The sequence below is a fragment of the Pseudomonas sp. Gutcm_11s genome (assembly GCF_028649395.1).
In the GTDB taxonomy this organism is placed as follows: domain Bacteria; phylum Pseudomonadota; class Gammaproteobacteria; order Pseudomonadales; family Pseudomonadaceae; genus Aquipseudomonas.
In genome coordinates, this window is the sequence record NZ_JAQSUW010000017.1 from 557,255 (window position 1) to 580,451 (window position 23,197).

At 67.2% G+C, this 23,197-nt stretch carries 22 protein-coding genes; 14 read left to right on the forward strand and 8 right to left on the reverse strand.

What is annotated here, in order from left to right:
- Nucleotides 1–33 precede the first annotated feature (33 nt).
- From PTT45_RS21035 to PTT45_RS21075, 9 genes are all read left to right on the forward strand, one after another.
- On the forward strand, nt 34–1,824 hold the full coding sequence (locus PTT45_RS21035) for an acyl-CoA dehydrogenase C-terminal domain-containing protein (protein ID WP_273815942.1): 1,791 nt from the start codon (nt 34–36) through the stop codon (nt 1,822–1,824).
- 188 nt (nt 1,825–2,012) lie between these two features.
- Nucleotides 2,013–3,791 (forward strand): acyl-CoA dehydrogenase C-terminal domain-containing protein, encoded by a 1,779-nt coding sequence (locus PTT45_RS21040; protein WP_273815943.1) that lies wholly within the window; start codon nt 2,013–2,015, stop codon nt 3,789–3,791.
- A 330-nt stretch (nt 3,792–4,121) separates the two neighbouring features.
- Nucleotides 4,122–7,730 (forward strand): DUF2339 domain-containing protein, encoded by a 3,609-nt coding sequence (locus PTT45_RS21045; RefSeq protein WP_273815944.1) that lies wholly within the window; start codon nt 4,122–4,124, stop codon nt 7,728–7,730.
- The gene (locus PTT45_RS21050) at nt 7,727–9,070 is read left to right on the forward strand and encodes a DUF3999 domain-containing protein (RefSeq protein WP_273815945.1); all 1,344 of its coding nucleotides are present in this window, start codon (nt 7,727–7,729) and stop codon (nt 9,068–9,070) included. Before PTT45_RS21045 ends, PTT45_RS21050 begins: the two co-directional genes overlap by 4 nt.
- A gap of 93 nt (nt 9,071–9,163) precedes the next feature.
- On the forward strand, nt 9,164–10,996 hold the full coding sequence (gene estP / locus PTT45_RS21055) for an esterase EstP (protein ID WP_273815946.1): 1,833 nt from the start codon (nt 9,164–9,166) through the stop codon (nt 10,994–10,996).
- Nucleotides 10,997–11,149: 153 nt separating this feature from the next.
- Nucleotides 11,150–12,160 (forward strand): class 1 fructose-bisphosphatase, encoded by a 1,011-nt coding sequence (locus PTT45_RS21060; RefSeq protein WP_273815947.1) that lies wholly within the window; start codon nt 11,150–11,152, stop codon nt 12,158–12,160.
- 2 nt (nt 12,161–12,162) lie between these two features.
- Nucleotides 12,163–12,765 carry a DUF924 family protein gene (locus PTT45_RS21065; protein WP_273815948.1) on the forward strand — a complete coding sequence of 201 codons (603 nt, stop codon included), beginning with the start codon at nt 12,163–12,165 and terminating at the stop codon, nt 12,763–12,765.
- Nucleotides 12,766–12,839: 74 nt separating this feature from the next.
- Nucleotides 12,840–13,094: a hypothetical protein gene (locus tag PTT45_RS21070; RefSeq protein WP_273815949.1), complete on the forward strand. Its 255-nt coding sequence runs from the start codon at nt 12,840–12,842 to the stop codon at nt 13,092–13,094.
- Between the two features lie 57 nt (nt 13,095–13,151).
- Nucleotides 13,152–13,688, forward strand: a complete 537-nt coding sequence (locus tag PTT45_RS21075; RefSeq protein WP_273815950.1) for a lipocalin family protein — start codon at nt 13,152–13,154, stop codon at nt 13,686–13,688.
- On the opposite strand, the gene PTT45_RS21080 is transcribed toward PTT45_RS21075, so the two are convergent.
- Complete coding sequence (locus tag PTT45_RS21080; protein WP_273815951.1) at nt 13,685–14,176, reverse strand: DUF2141 domain-containing protein; 492 nt, start codon at nt 14,174–14,176, stop codon at nt 13,685–13,687. The two genes, PTT45_RS21075 and PTT45_RS21080, sit on opposite strands and share 4 nt — an antisense overlap.
- A 38-nt stretch (nt 14,177–14,214) precedes the next feature.
- Between PTT45_RS21080 and PTT45_RS21085 the strand changes: the two genes are divergently transcribed.
- The 4 genes from PTT45_RS21085 to PTT45_RS21100 are packed head-to-tail and all read left to right on the forward strand — an operon-like array spanning nt 14,215 to nt 17,649.
- Entirely contained in the window at nt 14,215–15,063 is an 849-nt protein-coding gene (locus PTT45_RS21085) for a dialkylrecorsinol condensing enzyme (protein ID WP_273815952.1), read from the forward strand.
- Nucleotides 15,064–15,083: 20 nt separating this feature from the next.
- The gene (locus tag PTT45_RS21090; protein WP_273815953.1) at nt 15,084–16,235 is read left to right on the forward strand and encodes a beta-ketoacyl-ACP synthase III; all 1,152 of its coding nucleotides are present in this window, start codon (nt 15,084–15,086) and stop codon (nt 16,233–16,235) included.
- A complete protein-coding gene (locus PTT45_RS21095) occupies nt 16,232–16,639 on the forward strand; it encodes a hypothetical protein (protein WP_273815954.1) in 408 nt (135 codons plus the stop codon). Before PTT45_RS21090 ends, PTT45_RS21095 begins: the two co-directional genes overlap by 4 nt.
- Nucleotides 16,636–17,649, forward strand: coding sequence for a BtrH N-terminal domain-containing protein (locus tag PTT45_RS21100; RefSeq protein ID WP_273815955.1), 1,014 nt, complete (start codon nt 16,636–16,638; stop codon nt 17,647–17,649). The genes PTT45_RS21095 and PTT45_RS21100 overlap by 4 nt, the downstream gene beginning before the upstream one ends.
- A gap of 20 nt (nt 17,650–17,669) precedes the next feature.
- Here PTT45_RS21100 and PTT45_RS21105 read toward each other — a convergent pair whose 3' ends face one another.
- From PTT45_RS21105 to PTT45_RS21130, 6 genes are read right to left on the reverse strand one after another with little or no spacing between them, the layout of a single operon-like run.
- Nucleotides 17,670–18,227 carry a hypothetical protein gene (locus PTT45_RS21105; protein WP_273815956.1) on the reverse strand — a complete coding sequence of 186 codons (558 nt, stop codon included), beginning with the start codon at nt 18,225–18,227 and terminating at the stop codon, nt 17,670–17,672.
- Complete coding sequence (locus PTT45_RS21110) at nt 18,224–19,321, reverse strand: beta-ketoacyl synthase N-terminal-like domain-containing protein (RefSeq protein ID WP_273815957.1); 1,098 nt, start codon at nt 19,319–19,321, stop codon at nt 18,224–18,226. Before PTT45_RS21110 ends, PTT45_RS21105 begins: the two co-directional genes overlap by 4 nt.
- Complete coding sequence (locus tag PTT45_RS21115; protein ID WP_273815958.1) at nt 19,318–19,581, reverse strand: acyl carrier protein; 264 nt, start codon at nt 19,579–19,581, stop codon at nt 19,318–19,320. The genes PTT45_RS21110 and PTT45_RS21115 overlap by 4 nt, the downstream gene beginning before the upstream one ends.
- Nucleotides 19,566–20,750, reverse strand: a complete 1,185-nt coding sequence (locus PTT45_RS21120) for an ABC transporter permease (protein WP_273815959.1) — start codon at nt 20,748–20,750, stop codon at nt 19,566–19,568. Before PTT45_RS21120 ends, PTT45_RS21115 begins: the two co-directional genes overlap by 16 nt.
- A complete protein-coding gene (locus PTT45_RS21125; protein WP_273815960.1) occupies nt 20,747–21,631 on the reverse strand; it encodes an ABC transporter ATP-binding protein in 885 nt (294 codons plus the stop codon). The genes PTT45_RS21120 and PTT45_RS21125 overlap by 4 nt, the downstream gene beginning before the upstream one ends.
- The gene (locus tag PTT45_RS21130; protein ID WP_273815961.1) at nt 21,624–22,031 is read right to left on the reverse strand and encodes a beta-hydroxyacyl-ACP dehydratase; all 408 of its coding nucleotides are present in this window, start codon (nt 22,029–22,031) and stop codon (nt 21,624–21,626) included. The genes PTT45_RS21125 and PTT45_RS21130 overlap by 8 nt, the downstream gene beginning before the upstream one ends.
- A gap of 82 nt (nt 22,032–22,113) precedes the next feature.
- Here PTT45_RS21130 and PTT45_RS21135 point away from each other — a divergent pair, with 82 nt between their 5' ends.
- Nucleotides 22,114–22,668 carry a methyltransferase family protein gene (locus PTT45_RS21135; protein WP_273815962.1) on the forward strand — a complete coding sequence of 185 codons (555 nt, stop codon included), beginning with the start codon at nt 22,114–22,116 and terminating at the stop codon, nt 22,666–22,668.
- Nucleotides 22,669–22,674: 6 nt separating this feature from the next.
- Here PTT45_RS21135 and PTT45_RS21140 read toward each other — a convergent pair whose 3' ends face one another.
- Entirely contained in the window at nt 22,675–23,106 is a 432-nt protein-coding gene (locus PTT45_RS21140) for a hypothetical protein (RefSeq protein ID WP_273815963.1), read from the reverse strand.
- Between the last annotated feature and the right edge of the window lie 91 nt (nt 23,107–23,197).

A 23,197-nucleotide genomic window follows, 5' to 3' on the forward strand; every position in this document is an offset into this window, starting at 1 on the left:
CCGGTTGGGCGCGCCCCTTCCGGAGAAAACGCCATGCCCGATTACAAGGCTCCGCTGCGCGACATGCGCTTCCTGATCGACGAAGTCTTCGACTACGCCTCGACCTACCAGCACATCGGCGCCAGCGACGCGACCCCGGACATGGTCGGCGCCATCCTCGAAGAGGGTGCCAAGTTCTGCGAGCAGGTGCTCGCGCCGCTCAACCGCAGCGGTGATGAAGAAGGCGCGGTGTGGCAGGACGGCGTGGTGACCACGCCAGCGGGCTTCAAGGAGGCCTTCGCCCAGTACGTCGAGGGCGGCTGGAACGGCCTGTCGGCAGATGCCACCTACGGCGGCCAGGGCCTGCCGCATTCCCTCGGCCTGATCATCGCGGAGATGGTCAGCTCGGCCAACACCTCCTGGGCCATGTACCCGGGCCTGACCCAGGGCGCCATGTCGGCCATCCACGCCCACGGCAGCGAAGAGCAGAAGCAGACCTACCTGACCAAACTCACCGAGGGCACCTGGACCGGCACCATGTGCCTGACCGAACCTCACTGCGGCACCGACCTGGGCATCATCAAGACCCGTGCCGTACCCCAGGCCGACGGCAGCTACGCGATCACCGGCACCAAGATCTTCATCTCTGCCGGCGAACACGACATGAGCCAGAACATCGTGCACCTGGTGCTGGCCAAGCTGCCCGACGCGCCGGCCGGCACCAAGGGCATCTCGCTGTTCATCGTGCCCAAGTTCAACGTCCAGGCCGACGGCTCGGTGGGCGAGCGCAACGCCGTGTCCTGCGGCTCGATCGAGCACAAGATGGGCATCAAGGCCTCGGCCACCTGCGTGATGAACTTCGACGAGGCGCGCGGCTTCCTCATCGGCGGCGCCAACAAGGGCCTCAACTGCATGTTCACCATGATGAACCACGCCCGCCTGGGTACCGGCATGCAGGGCCTGTGCAACGGCGAGGCGAGTTACCAGGGCGCCGTGCGCTATGCCCACGACCGCCTGCAGATGCGCGCGCTGACCGGGCCGAAGGCGCCGGACAAGCCGGCCGACCCGATCATCGTGCACCCGGATGTGCGCCGCATGCTGCTGACCATGAAGGCCTTCAACGAGGGCAACCGCGCCCTGGCCTACTTCACCGCGCAGCTGCTTGACCTGACCCACAGCCAGGATGCCGAGGAGGTTGCCGCCGCGGAGAACCTGCTGAGCCTGCTCACCCCGATCTGCAAGGCGTTCATGACCGATACCGGTCTGGAAGTCACCAGCCTGGGCATGCAGGTGTTCGGCGGCCACGGCTACATCCGCGAGTGGGGCATGGAGCAGCTGATGCGCGACTGCCGCATCGCGCCGATCTACGAAGGCACCAACGGCATCCAGGCGCTGGACCTGCTCGGGCGCAAGGTGCTCGGCAGCCAGGGCAAGCTGCTCGCCGGCTTCACCAAGATCGTCCACAAGTTCTGCGAGGCCCAGGCCGAGCACCCGCAGCTCAAGGCGCAGGTTGGCGAGCTGGCCAGGCTCAACCGCCAGTGGGGCGAGCTGACCCAGCGCATCGGCATGGCCGCGATGAAGAACCCGGACGAAGTCGGCGCCGCCTCGGTCGACTACCTGATGTACTCGGGCTACGTCGTGCTGGCCTACTTCTGGGCGCGCATGGGCGTGGTGGCCCAGGCACAGCTGGACGCCGGCACGGCCGATGTCGACTTCTACCAGGCCAAGCTGGCGACCTGCGACTTCTACTACCGTCGCCTGTTGCCGCGCGCCGGCGCACACCTGGCATCCGCCGATGCCGGCAGCGAATGCCTGATGCGCCTGGCGGCCGAACAGTTCGTCTGACCGCCGGTCTGTGCTCGCAAAGGCCCGCCTAGTGCGGGCCTTTTGCATGGTGCAGGCGTGTCTGTAGGGTGTGAACTATCGGTCACAACGTGAACCTATGTGTCTGAAAAGTTGTTCGGTTAGACTCCTGAGCTCGCATCAATAGGCCGTGCTTCGGCCGTTTCGTGGCTTCGCTCGAGGATTTACCAATGGCCGACTACAAAGCTCCCCTGCGCGACATGCGCTTCGTTCTGAATGAAGTCTTCGACGTCTCCAAGCTGTGGGCCGAGCTGCCCGGCCTGGCCGAAGTAGTCGACGCCGACACCGCCTCCGCCATCCTCGAGGAAGCCGGCAAGGTCACCGGCGGCACCATCGCCCCGCTGAACCGCAGCGGCGACGAAGAAGGCTGCTCCTGGACCGACGGCGTGGTGAAGACCCCGGCCGGTTTCCCCGAGGCCTACCAGACCTACGCCGATGGCGGCTGGGTCGGTGTTGGCGGCTCGCCGGAATTCGGCGGCATGGGCATGCCGAAAGTGATCGGCGCCCAGGTCGAGGAAATGGTCAACTCGGCCAACCTGTCCTTCGGCCTGTACCCGATGCTGACTGCCGGCGCCTGCCTGTCGATCCTCAACCACGCCAGCGAAGAGCTGAAGGCGCAGTACCTGCCGAACATGTACTCCGGCGTCTGGGCCGGCTCCATGTGCCTGACCGAGCCGCACGCCGGTACCGACCTGGGCATCATCCGCACCAAGGCTGAGCCTCAGGCCGATGGCAGCTACAAGATCAGCGGCACCAAGATCTTCATCACCGGCGGTGAGCACGACCTGACCGAGAACATCATCCACCTGGTGCTGGCCAAGCTGCCGGACGCCCCGGCTGGTCCGAAAGGCATCTCGCTGTTCATCGTGCCGAAGTTCATGGTCAACGCCGACGGCTCGCTGGGCGAGAAGAACCCGCTGGGCTGTGGCTCGATCGAACACAAGATGGGCATCAAGGCCTCGGCCACCTGCGTGATGAACTTCGACGGCGCCACCGGCTACCTGGTCGGCGAAGTGAACAAGGGCCTCAACGCCATGTTCACCATGATGAACTACGAGCGCCTGGGCGTCGGCATCCAGGGCCTGGCCCTGGGCGAGCGTTCCTACCAGAGCGCCGTCGAGTACGCCCGCGAGCGTATCCAGAGCCGCGCGCCGACCGGCCCGGTGGCCAAGGAAAAGGCGGCCGACCCGATCATCGTGCATCCGGACGTGCGCCGTATGCTGCTGACCATGAAGGCGCTGAACGAGGGCGGTCGTGCCTTCTCCAGCTACGTCGCCATGCAGCTGGACACCGCCAAGTACAGCGAAGACAAGGAAACCGCCAAGCGTGCCGAGGAGCTGGTCGCCCTGCTCACTCCGGTCGCCAAGGCCTTCCTCACCGACATGGGCCTGGAAACCACCGTGCACGGCCAGCAGATCTTCGGCGGCCACGGTTTCATCCGTGAGTGGGGCCAGGAGCAGCTGATCCGCGACTGCCGCATCACCCAGATCTACGAAGGCACCAACGGCATCCAGTCGCTGGACCTGATGGGTCGCAAGATCGTTGGCAGCGGTGGCAGCTTCTACAAGCACCTGTCCGACGAGATCAAGGCCTTCGTCGCCTCCGCCGACGCTTCGCTGGGCGAGTTCACCGCACCGCTGAAAGCCGCCGTGGAGAACCTCGACGCGCTGACCGCCTGGGTCATCGACCAGGCCAAGGCCAACCCGAACGAAATCGGCGCCGCCTCGGTGGAGTACCTGCACGTGTTCGGCTACACCGCCTACGCCTACATGTGGGCCCTGATGGCTCGCGCCTCGCTGGGCAAGGAAGGTCAGGACGACTTCTACGCCAGCAAGCTGGGCACCGCGCGCTTCTTCTTCGCCCGCCTGCTGCCGCGTATCCACTCGCTGACCGCCTCGGTCAAGGCTGGTAGCGAGTCGCTGTACCTGCTGGACGCTGCTCAGTTCTGATAATCGGCCGACGATCTGCTGCGCGTCGGCCAGGCGTCGTTGAGACCGGGTTCAGAATGCTCATTTACTTTACGTAAACTGCGCTTCTTCACCCGATCTCGCCTAGCCTGGCTCTAGCTCGCGAGATCCTCGATCCGATTATGGATCGGTAGTGAAAAAGCCCCGCCTCGGCGGGGCTTTTTCATGGGCGGCGGAAACTGCGCAGAACGTGAGCAAGCGAAGCGTTGTGTCTGTGCGCCAGTTGGCCTACGTCTGTGTAGTGTCCACGGTGGGCGCCGATATACTCGGCCGACCTGCCGGGAGCGGCGGGACAGTTCAGGGACAAAGCGCATGCAATGGATCTTCATGCTGGTCGGCCTGGTGCTCGGTGCACTGGCCGGGGAATCGGTGACTTCGGCCCTGCTCGGCGGGCTGATCGGTCTGGGCCTCGGACAGGCGCTGCGCCTGCATCAACTGGCGACCGACAATGCCAGGCTGCGCGCGGAGCTGAAGGGCTTCGCCGAACGCTTCGAGCGTGGCACCACGACGCTGTACGAGCGCCTGGTCAAGCTCGAGAGCGGCCAGGGCGGTACTGTCGGCGAGCCGGTCGAGGAGCAACCCGTCCCTGTGGCGCCGGTTGCCGCCATGGCTCCTGAGGATGTCGAGCAGGCCACTCCGCCCGAGTCCGAGCCGGAGCCCATGGAGCTGGTCTGGGAGTTGCCGGAGCAGATCACCCCGGCGCCGCAAGCTGCTACCGAGGCCTCGCGCCCGGCCCCTGAAGAACCCGTTGCGCCACTGTCCGTAGCACCGCAGGCCAACGAGCCGCGTCGCCCGGCTGCACCGCGTGAACCTTCGGCCATCAAGCGCGCCATCGACGTTGCCCAGGCCTGGCTGCTGGGTGGCAACACCGTGCTGCGGGTTGGCGTGGTGCTGCTGTTCCTCGGCCTGGCCTTCCTCCTGCGCTACGCCACCGAGGGCATGGTGGTGCCGGTGGAGCTGCGCTACGCCGGCGTGGCGGCCAGCGCCATCGCCCTGCTCGGGCTGGGCTGGTGGCTGCGCCGACGCAACCCCAACTACGGTCTGATGCTGCAGGGCACCGGCATCGCCGTGCTGTACCTGACGGTATTCGCCGCCATGCGCCTGCACCCGCTGCTCGACCCCAAGCTGGCCCTCGGCCTGCTGGTGCTGGTCACCGCCTTCTCGGCCATCCTCGCCGTGGCGCAGAACGCCCTGGGCCTGGCGGTAGCGGCGGCGCTCGGCGGCTTCGCCGCGCCGATCCTCACCTCCACCGGCAGCGGCAACCATGTGGCGCTGTTCTCCTATTTCATCCTGCTCAACGCCGGCATCCTCGCCATCGCCTGGTTCAAGGCCTGGCGCCTGCTCAACCTGGTCGGCTTCGTCGGCACCTTCGGCATCGGCTTCGCCTGGGGCATTCGCTCTTACACACCGGAGCTGCTGTGGAGCACCGAGCCGTTCCTGGTGTTGTTCTTCCTGATGTACGTGGCCATCGGCCTGCTGTTCGCCCGGCGCAAGCTGCGTGAGGCGGCGGATGCCCCCGAGGAGCGCGACGAGTTGCTGCGCTGGGCCCGCGGGCGCGCCGACTATGTCGACGGCACAGTGCTGTTCGGCCCGCCACTGGTGGGCTTCGGCCTGCAGTACGCCATCGTCCAGCACCTCGAGTTCGCCGCCGCCTTCAGCGCCCTCGGCCTGGGTCTGTTCTATATGGTCCTGGCGCGCCTGCTGCGCGGGCGCAATGTGCTGTTGCTGATGGAGACCTGCCTGGCGCTGGGTGTGGTGTTCGCCACCCTGGCCATCCCGCTGGGCCTGGACGCACGCTGGACGTCGGCCGCCTGGGCAGTGGAGGGCGCCGGCATCTACTGGCTGGGCCTGCGCCAGGGGCGGCCGCTGGCGCGCACGTTCGCCTTGTTCCTGCAATTCGCGGCGGCGCTGGCCTTCCTCGACGGGATCAGCTTCTCCATCCCCAGCGACACGGTGCTCGACGGCGCACCGCTGGGCGCGCTGATGCTCGGGGTGGCGCTGTTGTTCAGCTTCTGGCAACTGCGCCAGGCTCCGGCTGACGTCAGCCGGGCCTGGGAGCGTCGTGGCCTGCCGCTGCTGGCGGCGGTCGGTCTGGGCTTCCTCTACCTGATCGCCCCGCTGTGCCTGGGCCCCGAAGGCACGGCCATCGCCTGGGCGCTGGCCGGCCTGGCGACGCTGTTTGCTGGCCTGCGCCTGCAGTCGCGCACCTTCCTGTTCACCGCATTCGCCATCCAGCTGCTTGGCGGCATGCTGTTCCTCGCACGGCTGCGCGGCGCCGATGCGGATGGCGCGGGCGTGCTCGACTCCGGCTGGCGCGGCCTGATGGTCTGCTCGCTGATCGGCCTGGCGCTGGTGGCCGGCATGCTGATCGCGGTGCGCGACAAGCTGGTCAGCGAGGACCGTGGCCTGATGCGCGGGCTGTCGCTGGTGATGCTGGTCGGTCTGCTGTTCGTCAACCTGGCGGTGCTGTTCGTGCTGCCCTGGCAGAGTGCCGCGGCGGTGTGGGCCGGTACTGGCCTGCTGATCATCTGGCTCAGCCTGCGCCTGCAGCTGCGTGCCAGCTTCCTGTTCGGCCTGCTGCAGCAGGTGGTCGGCGGCCTCGCCTTCCTCGCTGCCAGCCCGCTGCTGCTCGGCTATCTGCCCAGCGAGGGATTGCGTCCGCTGGCGCATGCTGGCTTCTTGGCACCGCTGGTGCTGGCCCTGGCCGCGCAGGTCGGTGCCTGGCGCTTGCGCCATGTGCTGTTACGCCAGCAGGCGGGCAACCTGGGTAGCCTGAGCTTGCAGCGCCTGTCGCAGATGTTGCTGGCCTGGGGCGCCGCCTGGTGGGCGCTGGCCCTGAGCAGCGAGGTGCTGCGCTTCGTCGCCGTCGAGCTGCAGGGCGCCGCGCTGCTGGCGCTGGCCGCGCTCAGCGTGGCGCTGTGGAGCTGGCTGGCCGGGCGCCTGCGCTGGCGTTCGCTAGCACTGCTGTGCAGCCTGCTGGTGCCGGCCGGCCTGGTGATCCTGCTGCACCTGGGCGAGCGTACCTACCATCCGGCGGCCGGTTTCGGCTGGCTTGGCTGGGGGCTGCTGTTCGCCGTGCACCTTTGGTCGCTCAAGCGTCTGGCCGAGCTGCTGCCTGCCGGCGTGCGCAGCGCGGCCCATGTGCTGGGTTGCTGGCTGATCCTCGGTGTATTGGCTCTGGAGCTGCGTTATCTGCTGATGCTGCTGGCCGAGCACTACAACGCCTGGCGCTGGCTGGGTTGGGCCGTGTTGCCGAGCGCCTTCCTCCTGGCCATGGCTGCCCCGCGTGCCTGGCCCTGGCCGGTAGCAGCCTACCCGCGCGAATACCGGGTGCTGGCCGCCGCACCGCTGGCGCTGCTGATGCTTGGCTGGCTGTGGCTGGCCAACATCGCCAGCGACGGCAGCGCCGATCCGCTACCCTACCTGCCGCTGCTCAACCCGCTGGAGCTGGGCATGCTGCTGGTGCTGCTGGCGATCTACGCCTGGCTGCGTGCGGGGCTGCCGCAGCTGGGGCTGGCGGCGCACAGCGAACGCATCGCGCAGATAGTCGCCGGCGCCACGCTGTTCGTCGTGCTCACCGCCACCGTATTCCGCGCCGCTCACCACTGGGGCGGGGTGCCCTACGAGCTGGATGCACTACTCGACTCGATGCTGGTGCAGGCCGGCCTGTCCATCGTCTGGACCCTGATCGCCCTGCCGCTGATGATCGTCGGCCACCTGCGTGCCCGCCGCGAGCTGTGGCTGCTGGGCGCGGCGCTGATCGCCGTGGTGGTGGCCAAGCTGTTCTTCGTCGAACTGGGCAACCGCGGTGGCCTGGAGCGCATCATTTCCTTCATCGGCGTGGGCGTGCTGTTGCTGGTGGTGGGCTACTTCGCCCCGCTGCCGCCCCGCAAACCCGAATCTGCACAGGTGAATGCATGAACAAGTGCTTGTCGATCGCCCTCGTGGCGCTGCTCGCCGCGCCGCTGGTGCAGGCCGAATACGCTACCCAGGTGCCGCTGACGCTGGAGGGCGAGGGCCCCTGGTATCGCCTGGAGTTGCCGCTCGGCATGCAGATGGCCGCCAGCCACGCCGACCTGCGCGACCTGCGGGTGCTCAACGCCGAGGGCGAGGAGCTGGCCTATGCCCTGACCCTGGGCAGCGCCTTGCCTGAGGAGAAGCGCCGCGAGGCCGCGGTGAAATGGTTCCCGCTGCGTGGCGCGGCCGATACCCAGGCGGCGCCGGCCATTCGCGTGCAACGCGGTACCACCGGCACCCTGGTGGAAGTAGCGCCGGAGCCGGCGGGGCAGGGCGAGCAGATCCTGCGCGGCTGGCTGCTGGATGCCAGTGCCTTCGACCAGCCGCTGCACCGCCTGCAACTGGACTGGAGCTCCGATCAGGAAGGCTTCCAGCGTTTCACCATCGAGGCCAGCGACGACCTGCAGCACTGGCAGCGCTGGGAAGACGGGCAGATCGCCCGCCTGAGCTTCGCCGACGAGCGTGTCGAGCAGCGCGAGGTGGAGTTGCCGGGGGCCAAGGCGCGCTACCTGCGTCTGCTCTGGCAGGCACCGCAACAGGCCCCGGCATTGCTGGTCGCGCGCCTGGTGAGTATCGAGAGCCAGGACTTGGCGCCGCCACTGGCCTGGTCCGCGGCGCTGGCGCCGACCTCGAGCAAGGTCGGTGAGTACAGCTGGGAGCTGCCACTGTCGCTGCCCCTGGAACGGCTACGGGTGACGTTGCCGGCCGGCAACGTGCTGGCGCCGGTCAGTCTGTCCTCGCGCAGCGCCGGCAAGCTGGAGTGGCAGCCGCTGACCAGTGGCCTGCTCTATCGTCTGCCGCAGGATGGCAAGGAAACACTGCAGGACCAGATCGAGCTATGGGGCACGCCGGTGCAGCAGCTGCGCCTGCGTGTCGACGCCCGTGGCGGTGGCCTCGGCAGCGAGGCGCCGACGATCCGCGTGGCGGTACGCGGCACCCAGGTGGTGTTCCTCGCCCGCGGCTCGGCACCCTATTGGCTGGCACTGGGCGATGCCTCGGCGCGCTCCGCGGCGTTGCCGCTGGGCACCCTGATCCCCGGCTACGAACCCAAACGCCTGGCCACCCTCGGCCGCGCCATCGCGCCTGAGGCCGTGCCGGCAGTGGTGCGTGAGGCGGCCGAAGCCGCGCAGTCCGCCGCGGACTGGAAACGCATCGGCCTGTGGGGCGTGTTGCTGGCCGGCGTCGCTCTGCTCGGCGGTATGGCCTTCAGCCTGCTGCGCAAGCCGCAGGCCAGTGAACACTAGTTCTCCGAAGCAAGCGCTTGGTGAATTGAGAAGAAAATCACGTTACAGTCACGGCGTTTCAAGCGGTCCAATAACAATCATAAGGACATCACGATGAAGCGCCTCCTGACTCCGCTGGCAGCCGCCTGCCTGCTCGCCGGCACCGCCCTGTCGGCACATGCATCTTCTTCCCCCTATTCCTCCATGGTCGTGTTCGGCGACAGCCTGAGCGATGCCGGCTGGTTCGATGATCCGGATGTCGCCGGTGGTCGTATGCGCTTCACCAACCGGGTAGGCCCGACCTATCTGCCGGGCGAGGCTTTCGGTCCCGTCGCACCGATGCTGCTGGGCTCCCGCCTGGGGCTGGGCGAGGAGGGCCTGGCTGCGGCCAACGATGGTGGCAACAACTGGGCGGTGGGTGGCTATCGCTCCGATGAGATTCTCGACTCGGTCAACAACGACTACCTGCCCACCACCGGCTTGCGGGCCGACCCCAACGCCCTGTACTACATCACTGGTGGCGGCAACGACTTCCTCCAGTTGCGCGTAACCGATACCGCCACGGCGCAGGCCGCCGCTGGGCGTGTGGTCGATAGCGTCGAAGTGCTGCAACAGGCCGGTGCGCGCTACATCATGGTCTGGTTGCTGCCTGACGTGGGTAAGACGCCGGCCATTTCCGGCACCGGCCTCGCTGCTACCGTTTCCCAGCTGGGTGTGGAGTTCAATGCGGAGCTGGTTCGTCAGCTGTCCGGCATGAGCGCCGAAATCATTCCGCTGAACATCCCGCTGATGCTCTCCGAAGTACTGGCCGATCCTGGTCGTTATGGGCTGGCAACCGACCAGGACCTGATCGGCACCTGCTTCGACGATTGTACGGTGCAGAATCCGGTCTACGGCATCAACGGCACCAACCCCGATCCGACCAAGCTACTGTTCAACGATGGCGTGCACCCGACCATCGCCGGGCAGACGCTGATCGCCGACTACGCCTATTCGCTGCTGTCCGCGCCCTGGGAAGTCAGCCTGCTGCCGGAGATGGCGCATGGCACCCTGCGCTCGCACCAGGATCAGTTGCGCGCCCAGTGGCAGGCGGACTGGGAGGCCTGGCAGGCGGTCGGTCAGTGGCGGCCTTTCGTCAACGGTGGCGGCCAGCGGCTGGACTTCGATACCTATGGTGGCAGCTCCGACGGCAACGGCTACAGCCTCAACTTCGGTGGCAGCTATCGCCTGGATGACGCCTGGCGCGTAGGCCTGGCTGCAGGCCTGTACGAGCAGGACCTGGAGGCCGGCGCGGCCGACTCCGACTACAACCTGCGCAGCTACCTGGGCACCGCCTTTGCCCAGTACCAGCAGAACCGCTGGTGGGGCGAGCTGGCGGCCAGCATCGGCTACCTGGATTACGACGACCTCAAGCGCAAGTTCGACATGGGCCCGGCCACTCGTAGCGAGAAGGGCGATACCGACGGCGACCTGTGGAGCCTGAGCGGTCGTGTCGGTTACGACATCGCCCAGAGCGTCGACAGCCAGTGGCACCTGAGCCCGTTCGTCAGCGCCGACTATGCGCGGGTCGAGGTGGATGGCTACTCCGAGGACAGCTCCAGCGCCACCGCGCTCAATTTCGGCGACCAGAAACGCAACTCCAAGCGCCTGGGTGTCGGCCTGCAGGGGCTGTTCGACCTGAACCAGCAGACCCGCCTGTTCGGTGAAGTGGCGATGGAGCGCGAGTACGAAGACGACGCCACCGACGTGGACATGTCGCTGCGCAGCCTGCCGACCATCGGCTACACCCTCGATGGCTACACCCCGGACGACAAGACCTGGCGCGCCAGCGTCGGTGTCAGCCACAAGCTGGCTGCGGGCCTGTCGCTGCGCGGTGCCTACACCTACCGCAACGCCGACGATCAGGATCAGCAGGGCATCAACCTGTCCCTGGCCTGGGACCTGTAAGCCACACCCATGTCCACGGCCCTGCAACGGGGCCGTGGCACTGAACTTCCTGCATGTCGCCATCCTCTCATCTGCTGTCGGTTTCGGCAGAGGCGCCGAAGCCTGCAAACGGTTAAACTGCCGCCGATTTTTCCAAGCTTCCGGAGCACCTCCATGTCGCGCGTCACTCTGAGCCGCTACCTGATCGAACAGACCCGTAGCCACAACACCCCGGCCGACCTGCGCTTCCTCATCGAGGTGGTCGCGCGCGCCTGTAAGGAAATCAGCCATGCCGTTTCCAAGGGCGCCCTCGGCGGCGTGCTCGGCAGCATGGGCACCGAGAACGTGCAGGGCGAGGTGCAGAAGAAGCTCGACGTGATCTCCAACGAGATCCTGCTGGAGGCCAACGAGTGGGGCGGCCACCTGGCCGGCATGGCTTCCGAAGAGATGGACAACGCCTACCAGATTCCGGGCAAGTACCCGAAAGGCGCCTACCTGCTGGTCTTCGACCCGCTGGATGGCTCCAGCAACATCGACGTCAACGTTTCGGTCGGCACCATCTTCTCCGTGCTGCGTTGCCCGGACGAATACCTGAGCCAGAACGACAGCCTGGACGAGAAGGCTTTCCTGCAGCCGGGCACCAAGCAGGTCGCCGCCGGCTACGCCATCTACGGCCCGCAGACCATGCTGATGCTGACCCTCGGCGACGGCGTCATGGGCTTCACCCTGGATCGCGAGATGGGCAGCTTCGTGCTCACCCACGACAACATCCGCGTGCCGGAAAGCACCGCCGAGTTCGCCATCAACATGTCCAACCAGCGCCACTGGGAAGCCCCGGTGAAACGCTATGTGGACGAGCTGCTGGCCGGCAAGGAAGGCCCGTTGGGCAAGAACTACAACATGCGCTGGATCGCCTCCATGGTGGCCGACGTGCACCGCATTCTCACCCGTGGCGGCCTGTTCATGTACCCGCGTGACGCCCGCGAGCCGGAGAAACCCGGCAAGCTGCGCCTGATGTACGAGGCCAACCCGATGTCGATGCTGATCGAGCAGGCCGGTGGTGCCTCCACCAACGGTACCCAGCGCATCCTCGACATCCAGCCGGAGTCCCTGCACCAGCGCGTGGCGGTGTTCCTCGGCTCGAAGGAAGAAGTCGAGCGCGCCACGGCCTACCACAAGGCCTGAGCGTGAACGCCTGGCAGCCGCTGCTGGACTGGTGGTTCGGTGCTACCGAAGCCAGCGCCGGCGAGGTGGCTGCCCGGCGCCAGGGCCTGTGGTTCGGCTACCGTGCCGAGCAGGATGACGAGGCCCGTCGCCTGTTCGGCGAGCCTTGCGCTGCGGCGCTTTCCGGTGGGCTGCAGGACTGGGCCGAACAGCCGCAGGGCTGGCTGGCGCTGATCCTGCTGCTGGACCAGTTGCCGCGCATGATCCACCGTGGCACGCCGCAGGCATTTGCCGGCGATGCACGCGCCAGGGCTCTGGTCCGCCAGGGGCTGGAGCGCGGCTTGGCCGAGCAGCTGCCGGCCATCCAGCGGGTCTTCGTCTATCTGGTGCTGGAGCATGCCGAAGATCTGGCGCTGCAGGACGAGGCGCTCCGCCTGTTCACTGCGCTGCTCGATCAGGCTTCTGCCAACGAATGCCAGCTGTTCGCCAACTATCTCGACTTTGCCGGACGCCACCGCCAGGTGATCCAGCGCTTCGGTCGCTTCCCCCATCGCAACGCGATTCTCGGCCGCGGCTCCACGGCGTCGGAGCTGGCCTTCCTCGAGGAACCTGGCTCACGCTTCTGAGGTCCGAGGGGCGCAGTCGGGCTGGTCCTGTGCCAAGCTCTGCTGCACTGTCCCCGTCTTCTGGAGCTCTCCTCATGTCGCTGCGCAATCTCGCTGTTCTCACCGCCTGCCTCCTGCTCGCCGCCTGCGGCAAGATCAATCAGGAGAACTACTCCAAGCTCAAGGCCGGCATGGCCAAGAGCGAGGTGGAGAGCATGCTTGGCAGCCCCACCGAATGCTCGGGCGCCGTGGGCCTGACCAGCTGCACCTGGGGCGACGAGAAGAGCTTCATCAGCGTGCAGTTCGCCGGCGACAAGGTGATGCTGTTCTCCGGTCAGGGCCTGAAGTAACTCGCTCGTTCTGCGCCAGCCGTGGTCGAAAGCGCACAGCCTTCGCGGAGATTCGCCATGCGCCCCATCCTCCTGTCTCTATTGTTCGTCCTCGCCGGTTGCGCCGGCTCGGGCGAGCCCGATCAGCCGCCACAGACCGCCGGCCAGGTCGACCTGCAGCGCTACCAGGGCACCTGGTACGAGCTGGCGCGCCTGCCGATGTTCTTCCAGCGCAACTGCGTGGCCTCCGAGGCGCATTACCGCCTGCAGGAGAGCGGCAGCGTCGCGGTCACCAATCGCTGCCGCACCGCCACAGGCGAGTGGCAGGAAGCGCTTGGCGAGGCGCGGCTGCAGCAGGAGGGGCGTACCGACAAGCTGTGGGTGCACTTCGATAACTGGTTCAGCAATCTCTTCCCCGGCCTGACCCGGGGCGAGTACTGGGTGCTTTACCTGGATGCGGACTACCAGACCGCGCTGGTCGGCCATCCGAATCGCGAATACCTGTGGTTGCTGTCGCGCTCGCCGGAGGTCGCCTCGGCGGTCAGCGAACGCCTGCTGGCCGAGGCGCGCAGCCGTGGCTACGACACCGCCGAGCTGGTCTGGCGCGAGGATTAGCGCCTGCCGCGCAGTTTCACCACGATCAGCGTATCGCCGCTGCCGTGCTCGAACAGGCACTGCGGTGGCTTCGGTTTGCCCTTGAACAGCGCAGGATTGCTCGAGAAACCCACCGGCTCGCGCGGCACGCCACGTGGGCTGAGGGCCAGCGTGCCGTCGCCGTCGAGGTCCTGGAACAGCTGCACGGCGTAGCGTCCTGGCGGCACATCGGTCAGGCGCAGCTCCGTCTCGCCGCTCTGCAATTGGCGCAGGATCTGCCCATCCCACTCGGGCTGATCGGCCGGCACCAGGGCCAGGTGCAGCGCGCCGATGGCCTGTTTGCCCTCGACCTTGACCAGAATGTCTCCGGCGCGCGTCTGTGAACTGACGAACAGCAGCGTCAGCAGGCACGGCCAGGTTACGGTTTGAAGAAATCGCTGTGGCATAATCCGGCCATTTTGCAGGGAATTGGCAAGGGATGCGTCAGGTTTTAGTGGTTCATTTTTCACAAACCGGCCAGTTGGATCGTCTGGTCCAATCGGTATGCGTGCCCCTGGAAAATGACCCCGGCGTGCAGGTCGACCATCTGCAACTGCAGCCGGCGCAGCCCTTTCCCTTCCCCTGGCCGTTCCTCGGCTTCTTCCGCATCTTCCCTGAAACCGTGCTGATGCGCCCGCAGCCGCTGCTGCCGCTGCAGGTGGACGCGGGCAAGCGTTACGACCTGATCATCCTCGCCTACCAGGTGTGGTTCCTCTCGCCGTCGCTGCCGGTGACCAGCTTCCTCGCCTCGCCGGAGGCGGCCAAGTTGTTCAAGGACACCCCGGTGGTGACCCTGATCGGCTGCCGCAACATGTGGCTGATGGCTCAGGAGAAGATCAAGACCAAGCTGACCGAGCTGGGTGCGCGGCTGGTCGACAACATTGCCCTGACCGACGCCTGCGGCACCGCCGCGAGCTTCCTGGCCACCCCCCTGTGGATGTTCACTGGCCGGCAGAAACCTTATTCCTGGGTGCCGCGCGCCGGCATAGAAGAGGGCGAGATCGTCGCTGCCAGCCGCTTTGGCGAGGCCATGGCGCGCCGCCTGAACGCCGACCAGCTGCCCATCGAGCAGCCCATGTTGCAGGGCCTTGGTGCCGTGCGTGTCGACGAGAAGCTGATCGGCAGCGAGAAGGTCGGCAACCGCAGCTTCCAGCTGTGGAGCCGCCTGCTCTCGGCGCTCGGCCCGCAGCAGAGCGCACGCCGAGGTGTCGGCCTGGTGGTTTACATCGTCTTCCTGATCTGCCTGATCATCACCGTGGTGCCGCTTGGCGCCCTGCTCAAGAAACTGCTGGCTCCGCTGTCCAGGGAACGGACTCTGCGTGAAAAGGCCTACTTCGCCGGCCCGTCCGGCGAGTGAAGTGACCCGAGGAATTCAACGTGGCCAATCCCGTCTTCATCAACCGCATCAGCGCCTACCTGCCGTTCGACCCGGTCGACAACGAGCAGATGGAAGAGCGCCTCGGCTTCGTCGGCGGCCAGCCGTCGCGGGCGCGGCGCCTGGTGCTCAAGCGCAACGGCATCCAGAGCCGCCACTACGCGATCGACCCGGCCAGCGGCCAGCAGGCGATGAGCAACGCGCAGATCAGCGCCGCCGCCATCCGTGACCTGCAGGCGCCGGGGTTCGATCTGGCTGAGCTGGACTGCCTGGTGGCCAGCACCTCGTCGCCGGACCAGACTATGCCCGGCCACGCGGTGATGGTGCACGGCGAGCTGGGCAGCCCGCCCAGCGAGGTGGTGACCACCGCCGGCATCTGCCTGTGCGGCGTGACCGCGCTGAAGTACGCCTACCTTAGTGTCGCCAGCGGCGAGAGCCGCAACGCCGTGGCCTGTGGCTCCGAAGTGGCTTCCGCGCTGATGCAGGCGCACAACTTCGACGCCGAGTACGAGCGTCGCGCCGCCGAGCTGGAGACCCACCCGGAGATCGCCTTCGAGAAGGACTTCCTGCGCTGGATGCTCTCCGACGGCGCCGGCGCCGTATGGTTGCAGGGCCAGCCCAATGCCCGCGGCCTGAGCCTGCGCATCGACTGGATCGACATCCTCTCCTTCGCCGACCAGATGCCGCCGTGCATGTACGCCGGCGCCGAGATGGAGGAGGGCGGCCTGACCGGCTGGAGCCGCTTCGCCGCCGACGAGCGCAACCGCCGCTCGGTGATGGCGATCAAGCAGGACGTCAAACTGCTCAATGACAACATCGTGCGCGTCACCGTGGTCGAGGCGCTCAAGCGCATCTTGAACAAGCGCGACCTGCGCGTGGCGGACATCGACCACTTCCTGCCGCACTATTCCTCCGAGTTCTTCCGCGAGCGCCTGGCCGAAGGCCTGGCCGAGGCCGACCTGCCGATTCCCCAGGAACGCTGGTTCACCAACCTGACCAGCAAGGGCAACACCGGCGCCGCCTCGATCTTCATCATCCTCGAGGAACTGTTCAACGGCGGACGCCTGCGCAGCGGCGAGCGCCTGCTCTGCTACGTGCCCGAAAGCGGCCGTTTCTCCAGCGCATTCATGCATCTGACGGTGGTCGGCCAATGAAGCTTGACGAGGTTCCCCAGGATCACAGCTCCACCTACGGCGGCCACAGCAAGCTGGTCTACGCCGTGGATGCCGAGGGTCACTACCAGCGCGCGCAGAGCGACGGCTGGGACACCGAGGCCTACGCCACCCAGCTGGCCGTGGCTGAGCTGGAGGCCCAGGAAGCCGAGGCCGAGACGGCCTGGCAGCGTGGCGAGCTGTCGCCGCTGAAGTGCCTGATGTATCGCTATCGCCTGGACGAGCCGGCGCTGGCGCAGATCACCGGGCTGTTCCAGTGGCGCATCCGCAGGCACTTCCGCCCGGCCATCTACCGGCGCCTGAGCGCCGCCATCCTCGCCCGTTACGCCGAAGCCTTCGGCCTGCCGGTGGAACAACTGATCGGCTACCAGAAGGCCCCGGCATGAGCAGCTTCGAACCGCATTTCCAGCATCGCCAGAGCGCCCACTGCGAGAGCGGGGTGATGGCCAGCCTGCTGAGCCATGCCGGCCTGCCGATGAGCGAACCGATGGCCTTCGGCCTTGCCTCGGGCCTGGCCTTCGCCTACCTGCCGATCGTCAAGCTCAGCGGCATGCCGCTGATTGCCTATCGCATGCCGCCCAAGCACCTGATCAAGACCCTGAGCAAACGCCTCGGCGCTCGTCTCAACAGCCGTACCTTCGGCAACCCCGAGCAGGGCCGCCGCGAGCTGGATGCGCTGCTCGACCAGGGTCGCCTGGCCGGCCTGCAGAGCTCGGTGTTCTGGCTGCCGTACTTCCCGCCGGAGATGCGCTTCCACTTCAACGCGCACAACCTGCTGGCCTACGGCCGCGATGGCGACGAGTACCTGATCAGCGACCCGGTGTTCGAGGAGCCGGTGCGCTGCGCCAGCGCCGACCTGCAGAAGGCGCGCTTCGCCAAGGGCGCGCTGGCGGCCAAGGGCCTGATGTACTGGCTCGATGACGTGCCGCAGGAGCAGGACTGGGAGAAGTTGATCCGCCAGGCCGTGCTCGGCACCACGCGCATTCTCGACGGCATGCCGTTGCCGTGGATCGGCATCCGCGGCATCCAGCACCTGGCCAAGCAGGTCGAGCAGCTCGATCCGGCGCAGACCAAGTACAACCGCCTGTACCTGACCCACATCGTGCGCATGCAGGAAGAGATCGGCACCGGCGGCGCCGGCTTCCGCTTCATGTACGCCAGCTTCCTGCAGGAGGCCGGCGAGAAGATCGGCGCGGCCGACCTGGGTGAGGCCTCGGCACGCCTGACCGCCATCGGCGACGACTGGCGTCAGTTCGCCTCCGCCTGCGTGCGCGCCAGCCGCAGCAAGGGCGAGGCGCCGGACTTCCGCCCCATCGCCGAGATGCTGCGTGGCATTGCCGGCCAGGAGCGGGCACTGATGAAGGAACTGGGCGCCTGGAGCAAGCGCAAGGCTTGAGCCGCAGATGCGGCTCGCCTTTATAGGGCGAGCCGGCTGACCTCGCTGCTCGCAGTCAGCGCGGCGAAATCCGCCGCCACTGTGGTCGGCGTGCCGCGCTCCAGCAGTGCCGCCTGCACACGGAAATCGCCCAGGTCTTCCACCACCACCAGCAGCGCCTGGCTGACCAGGCCATCGGCTAGGTCCAGCGCGGCCAGCCGCTGCAGTTGCGGCCACACCCGTGGGCCGGCGCCGACGAACAGATTCGGCCCTTCCAGCCCCAGTTGCTGGGCGACGTGGAAGCCGGCGGCATTGCTCACACTGTTGACGAACTCGAAGGGCTTGGGCTGGCGCTGCTGCACGCACACGGCGTCGAGCAGCGCGCCCATGGTTGGCCGCGCCGGGTGGCGCGAGGCCAGGTACAGGCCGCAGTCGCTGCGCACCTGCTCCTTGAGCAGTGCGGCGCCGAGCAGGGCCTGGAAGATCAGGCGGTCGATGCGCCGTGGTGGGCTGCTCAGGTACTGGCTGAGCGCGGCCTTCAGCGCCTTGTCGTCGAGGGCGGCGCTGCCGTGGATCTCGCTGGCGGCGACAACTTTCATGGCGCGATCCCCTGCAGTACCAGGCTGGCGTTGTTGCCGCCGAAGCCGAAGAAATTGGCCAGCAGCAGGGCGTCGGGCGCTACTGCCGTCGGCTCGCTGGGCAGCGGCAGCAGCGCCTCGCCGGCATAGTCCAGCGGCGGCAGCGTGCCTTGGCGCAGGGCGGCGAGCAGCAGCAGGGTTTCGCTCAGGCCGCAGGCGCCCAGGGTGTGGCCTAACCAGGGCTTGAGCACGGCCAGCGGTGGCATCGCCTCGGGATAGAGCAGGCGCATGCCGGCGCTTTCGGCCAGGTCGTTGGCGCCAGTGGCGGTGCCGTGCAGCTTGGCCAGGCCGATCTGCTCGGCTGTGACGCCAGCAGTGTTCAGTGCGCGCTGCATGACCCAGTCGATATGGCTGCCGTCCTCGCGGGTGGTGGTCAGGCTGCTGGTGTCGCAGGCGCTGAAGCCGCCGAGCAGCCTGGCCAGCGGTGCCGGGCCTGGTTCGAGGCCGAGCAGGGTGGCGCAGTAGCACTCGCCGAGCACCAGGCCATCGCGCTCGGGATGGAAGGGCCGGTAGGCGCCGCTGGGGCTGGTCAGGTCGAGGGCGCCGAAGCCCTGCTGGGCGATGGCGCTGGGCGTCTCGAAGGCCAACACCAGTACTTGTTTGTACTCACCACTGGCGAGCAGGCGCGCGCCATACAGCAGGCCATTGGCGGCGCTGGTGCAGGCGGTGTTGAGGGTGAAGGCATCTGCGAAGCCGTGACGCTGGCGCAGCCGTTCGGCCATCAGGTCCAGTGGCGTGGAGTGCTCGAAGCGAAAGCCGCCGTCGGCTGCCACTTGGGTTTCCAGCTCGGTGATATCCAGCGCGGTGCTGGCCACGATTAGCAGGCAGTCGGCGGCCGCTGCGTCGCCCAGGGTTTCGCTCAGCAGGCGATCCAGGCGTGCATCCAGCGTCTCGTCAGCAGCAACGGTGAAGTAGGGCCGTGGCTGCTGCAGTTCGTGCAGCTGGAAGGGCGTCGGCTGCGGCCGGTGATCGGCCAGCAGGTTGCGCGCCGCATCGCTCAGGTCGGCGCCGAGGGCGCTGTGCAGGGCGCCTCGTTGCAGGTAGACCGGGGTCATTTCTGGCTGCGGATAAAAGCGGCGATATCGGCGATGCTGGCGAGGATCTTGCGGCCGTCCTTGGCGCCCTCGATGCGCACGCCGTAGTGCTGCTGCAGGGCCAGCGACACCTGCAGGGCGTCCAGGCTGTCCATCTGCACGCGGCTCTTGGCGCCGAACAGCGGCTCATCGTCGGCGATGCTCTGCCAGTCGATGTCGTCTTCCTTGTCGCACTCGCGAATCAGCAGTTGCTTGAGTTGTTGTTCTAGTTGTTCGTCCATTGCGTTTGCTGCACTCGTCTGCGGAACAGAAGCCAGCCACCGCCACCCAGCAGGGCAGCCATCAGCAGCAGGCGGAAACAGTAGGGGGCGATGTCGGCGAGCGAACCCTGGCCCACCAGCAGGGTGAGGAAGGCATCCAGCGCCCAGCTCATCGGCGAGACTTCCGCCAGCTGGCCCATGGCCGCCGGCATCACGCTCTTCGGCACCATGATGCCGCCCAGGGCGGCGAGGATGATATTGATCCCGCCGCCAAGCAACAACGCCTGCTCGGCGCTGCGCGCCAGGGCGGCCAGCAATAGGCCGAGGCCGCAGGTGGCCAGGCTCAGGCTGATGGCGAGCAGGGCGTAGGCCGCCGGGCTGCCGGGCAGGGACAGGCCCTGCAGGCCGAGCAGCGGCAGGCCGTGGACGCCGATGCTTAGCAGCAGGGCGAACTGCACCAGGTTGATGGCGAAGTAGGGCAGCAGCTTGCTCAGGGCCAGCGTCGCCAGGCTGAGGTCGAGAGCGCGGAAACGCAGGAGGGCGCCGCTCTGCTGTTCGCGCTGGAAGCCGCCGGCCATCGGCAGGGCGACGAAGAACATGCCGAAGATCAGCCAGGCCGGCACGCTCAGCTGGCTGGCGTTGGCCCGGCCGCTGAGGTCGCCGCTGGCCAGCAGTTCGTGTTCCTCGACCTTGCTCTGGGTGCGCTGCTGCACCAGGGCCAGGCGCTCGGCCAGCGGCAGGCTGGCATCCAGGTCGCCGCTGTCTTCGAGGAAGGCGAGCAGGCGGGTTTGTGCCAGGGCGATGCGCACGGCGCCGCGCAGATGCTGGCGCGACAGCTTGTCCAGTTGCGGCGGGAAGCTCAGGGCCAGGCCCTGGCGTTCGTCGTCCAGCAGGGTCTCGCTGAAGTCAGCGGGCAGGCTGATCCTGGCGCTGCGCGTGTCACCCTGCTGCAGCAGTTCGCTGCCCGGCAGCTGGGCCTCCAGGGCTGCACGGAATGCCTGCTCGTAGCTGCCGTTCGATGAGGCTTCCAGCACCAGGCGCAGGGACGGCGGCTTGTCCTGCAGATAATTGGACATGGCGCCGGCCATCAGCACCAGGAACAGGGTCGGCATGATGAACAGCACGGCCAGCGCGTGCGGGTCGCACAGCATCAGCAGGAATTCCTTGCGCACCAGGGCCCGCAGTCTCATAGACGGCCTCCGTTGAGGCGCAGGTAGAGCTGCTCCAGCGAGGGCCGGCCGAAGCGCAGCAGATGTGGCAGCTCGGGGCGCTCGGCGAGGAAGCGGGTGATCTCCAGCAGCTGCGGGCCATCCAGCGCGGCGATGCGCAGGCCGCCCGGCAGTGCTTCGGCGTCCAGGTGCAGTTTCGTCAGCAGGTCGCGCAGGCCGGCGGGCTCTTCGTTCTGCCACTCCAGCAGCAGGCCGTGGCTGTCACCGAGCAATTGGCGGCTGTCCAGATCCAGGCGCACACGGCCCTCGTGCAGCAGGACGATGCGCTGGGCCACGCGCTCGATTTCGTCGAGGTAGTGGCTGGTGTAGATCACCCCGTGGCCTTCGCCGGTCAGGCGCTCGACGGCGCCCAGCAGCAGCTGGCGGCTGGCGGCGTCGACGCCCACTGTTGCCTCGTCGAACAGATACAGGCGCGCCGGCTGCAGCAGGCCGATGGCGAAATTCAGGCGGCGCTGCTCACCGCCAGACAGGCGCGCGGCACGGCGTTGCAGCTTGCTCTCCAGGGCGGTGCTGGCGATGCACAGCTCCAGGCGACGGGCGCGCTCGGCACCGCGCAGGCGGTAGAGGTCGGCGAACAGCTCGAGGTTCTCGCGCACCTTGAGTTCGGCATAGAAGGCCAGTTGCTGCGGCACCAGGCCGAGGCTGCGCTCGCCGTCCCAGCGGATCTCGCCCTGCTGCAACGGCAGCACGCCGGCCAGCAGGGAGAGCAGGGTGGTCTTGCCGGCGCCGTTGCTGCCGAGCAGGCCCAGGCACTGGCCGGGCTGCAGCTGCAGATCGATGTGCTGCAGGGCCGGGGTGTCGGCGCCGGGATAGCGGTGGACGATGTTGTTCAGCTCAAGCACGGATCAGTACCAGCAGGAGCTTGCCGTCCAGCAGCAGGCGCTGCTCGGCGTGGATGCTGAAGGCGTAGAGCGCGCCTGCCGGGCTCAGCGCCTCCTGGGTGGCGGCAACATGCAATGGGCCTTCACGGTGCTGTGGCTCATGGTGCAGCTGCAGCTGGGACAGCTTGCCGACCAGGGCCATGTCGATGGCGTTATCCTCGCCATATAGGGCACCATGCGCGGCGCACAGCTGGGCGGCGGCCTCGAACAGCAGGCAGGGCGAAGCGTCGTCGCCGAAGGCCTGCAGGTGATGCCAGGCGGACAGTCCCTCGATGCGGCCGGCGTCGTGACCGAGCAGGGCGTCCAGCCACAGGGCTTGGCCCTGGTGTGGCAGCAGGCTGTGCAGTTGGGTGCGGTCCATTGCGTACGCCGGAACTGAAGAGGCCGGCAGTGTATCAGAGGCCTGGACGGGGCTGGCGAAGCGGCAGACGGAGGAGAGCAGGATGGCGTGGCTGCAGGTGGCGGGATTTGTACTGGGTTCACTGGTGTTGCTGGGCATCTCCTGGCGCGCGCTGAAGAACACCCGTTCCCACGGCTTCTATCGCTTCCTCGCCTGGGAGGCGATGCTCGGTTTGCTGGTGCTCAATGCGCCGGTCTGGTTCGAGGATCGCTACGCCTTGCACCAGCGCGTTTCCTGGGTGTTGCTGTTCGCCTCGCTGAGCGTGCTGTTCTGCGGCATTTACCAGCTACGCCGTGACGGCAAGCCCAGCGAGAAGCGCCAGGATGACGAGCTATACGCCTTCGAGCGCACCTCGCAGCTGGTCACCGGCGGCATCTACCGCTTCATCCGCCACCCGCTGTTCTGCTCGCTGCTGCTGCTGACCTGGGGCATCGCCTGGAAGGACCTGCACGTTGTCACCCTGCTCCTGGGCGTGCTGGCCAGCGTGCTGCTGTACCTGGCAGCGCGGCGTGACGAGGCGGAGTGCCTGGCCTACTTCGGTGAGGCCTATCGCACCTACATGCAGCGCAGCCGCATGTTCATTCCCTGGCTGTTCTGAGCCGGCTCATTCCCAGTCCAGGCGCGCCAGCTTCCACTCGCCGTCTTCCAGCCACCATTCCAGGGTGACGCTGTAGTGGCGGGCGCTGTCCGGGATCAGCCCCTCGGCGCCGGTCACCGCGACTTCGGCGCGGGTGTGGCCCTTGTTGCTGTAAGTGGCGTCGACCTCGCTGCGCGTGCCGATGGCGATCACCCGCACCTGCTTGTGGCGCAGGAATAGCATGGCCATGGTGCGCTGCGCCCAGGCGCGGTCGTATTGCTGCTGGGCGCTGAACTGTGGGTGCAGCTGCTCCATGACATCGCCGGTGTTCTTGGCTTCGAGGTTGTCCTGCAACTGCTGAACGGCAGCTTCCAGGGCAGCCTGCGGGTCGCTTGAGGTACAGCCGCCGAGCAGTGCGCAGATCAGCAGAAAAGCGGGGATTAGTTGCGCTCGAGTCATGTTCAAGGTCCTTTTCATGGTTATGATGCCCGGCACGGCTGACCGTCGGCAGACGGTCTCAGGGACCATACGCACAGACTCGGGAGTGCGC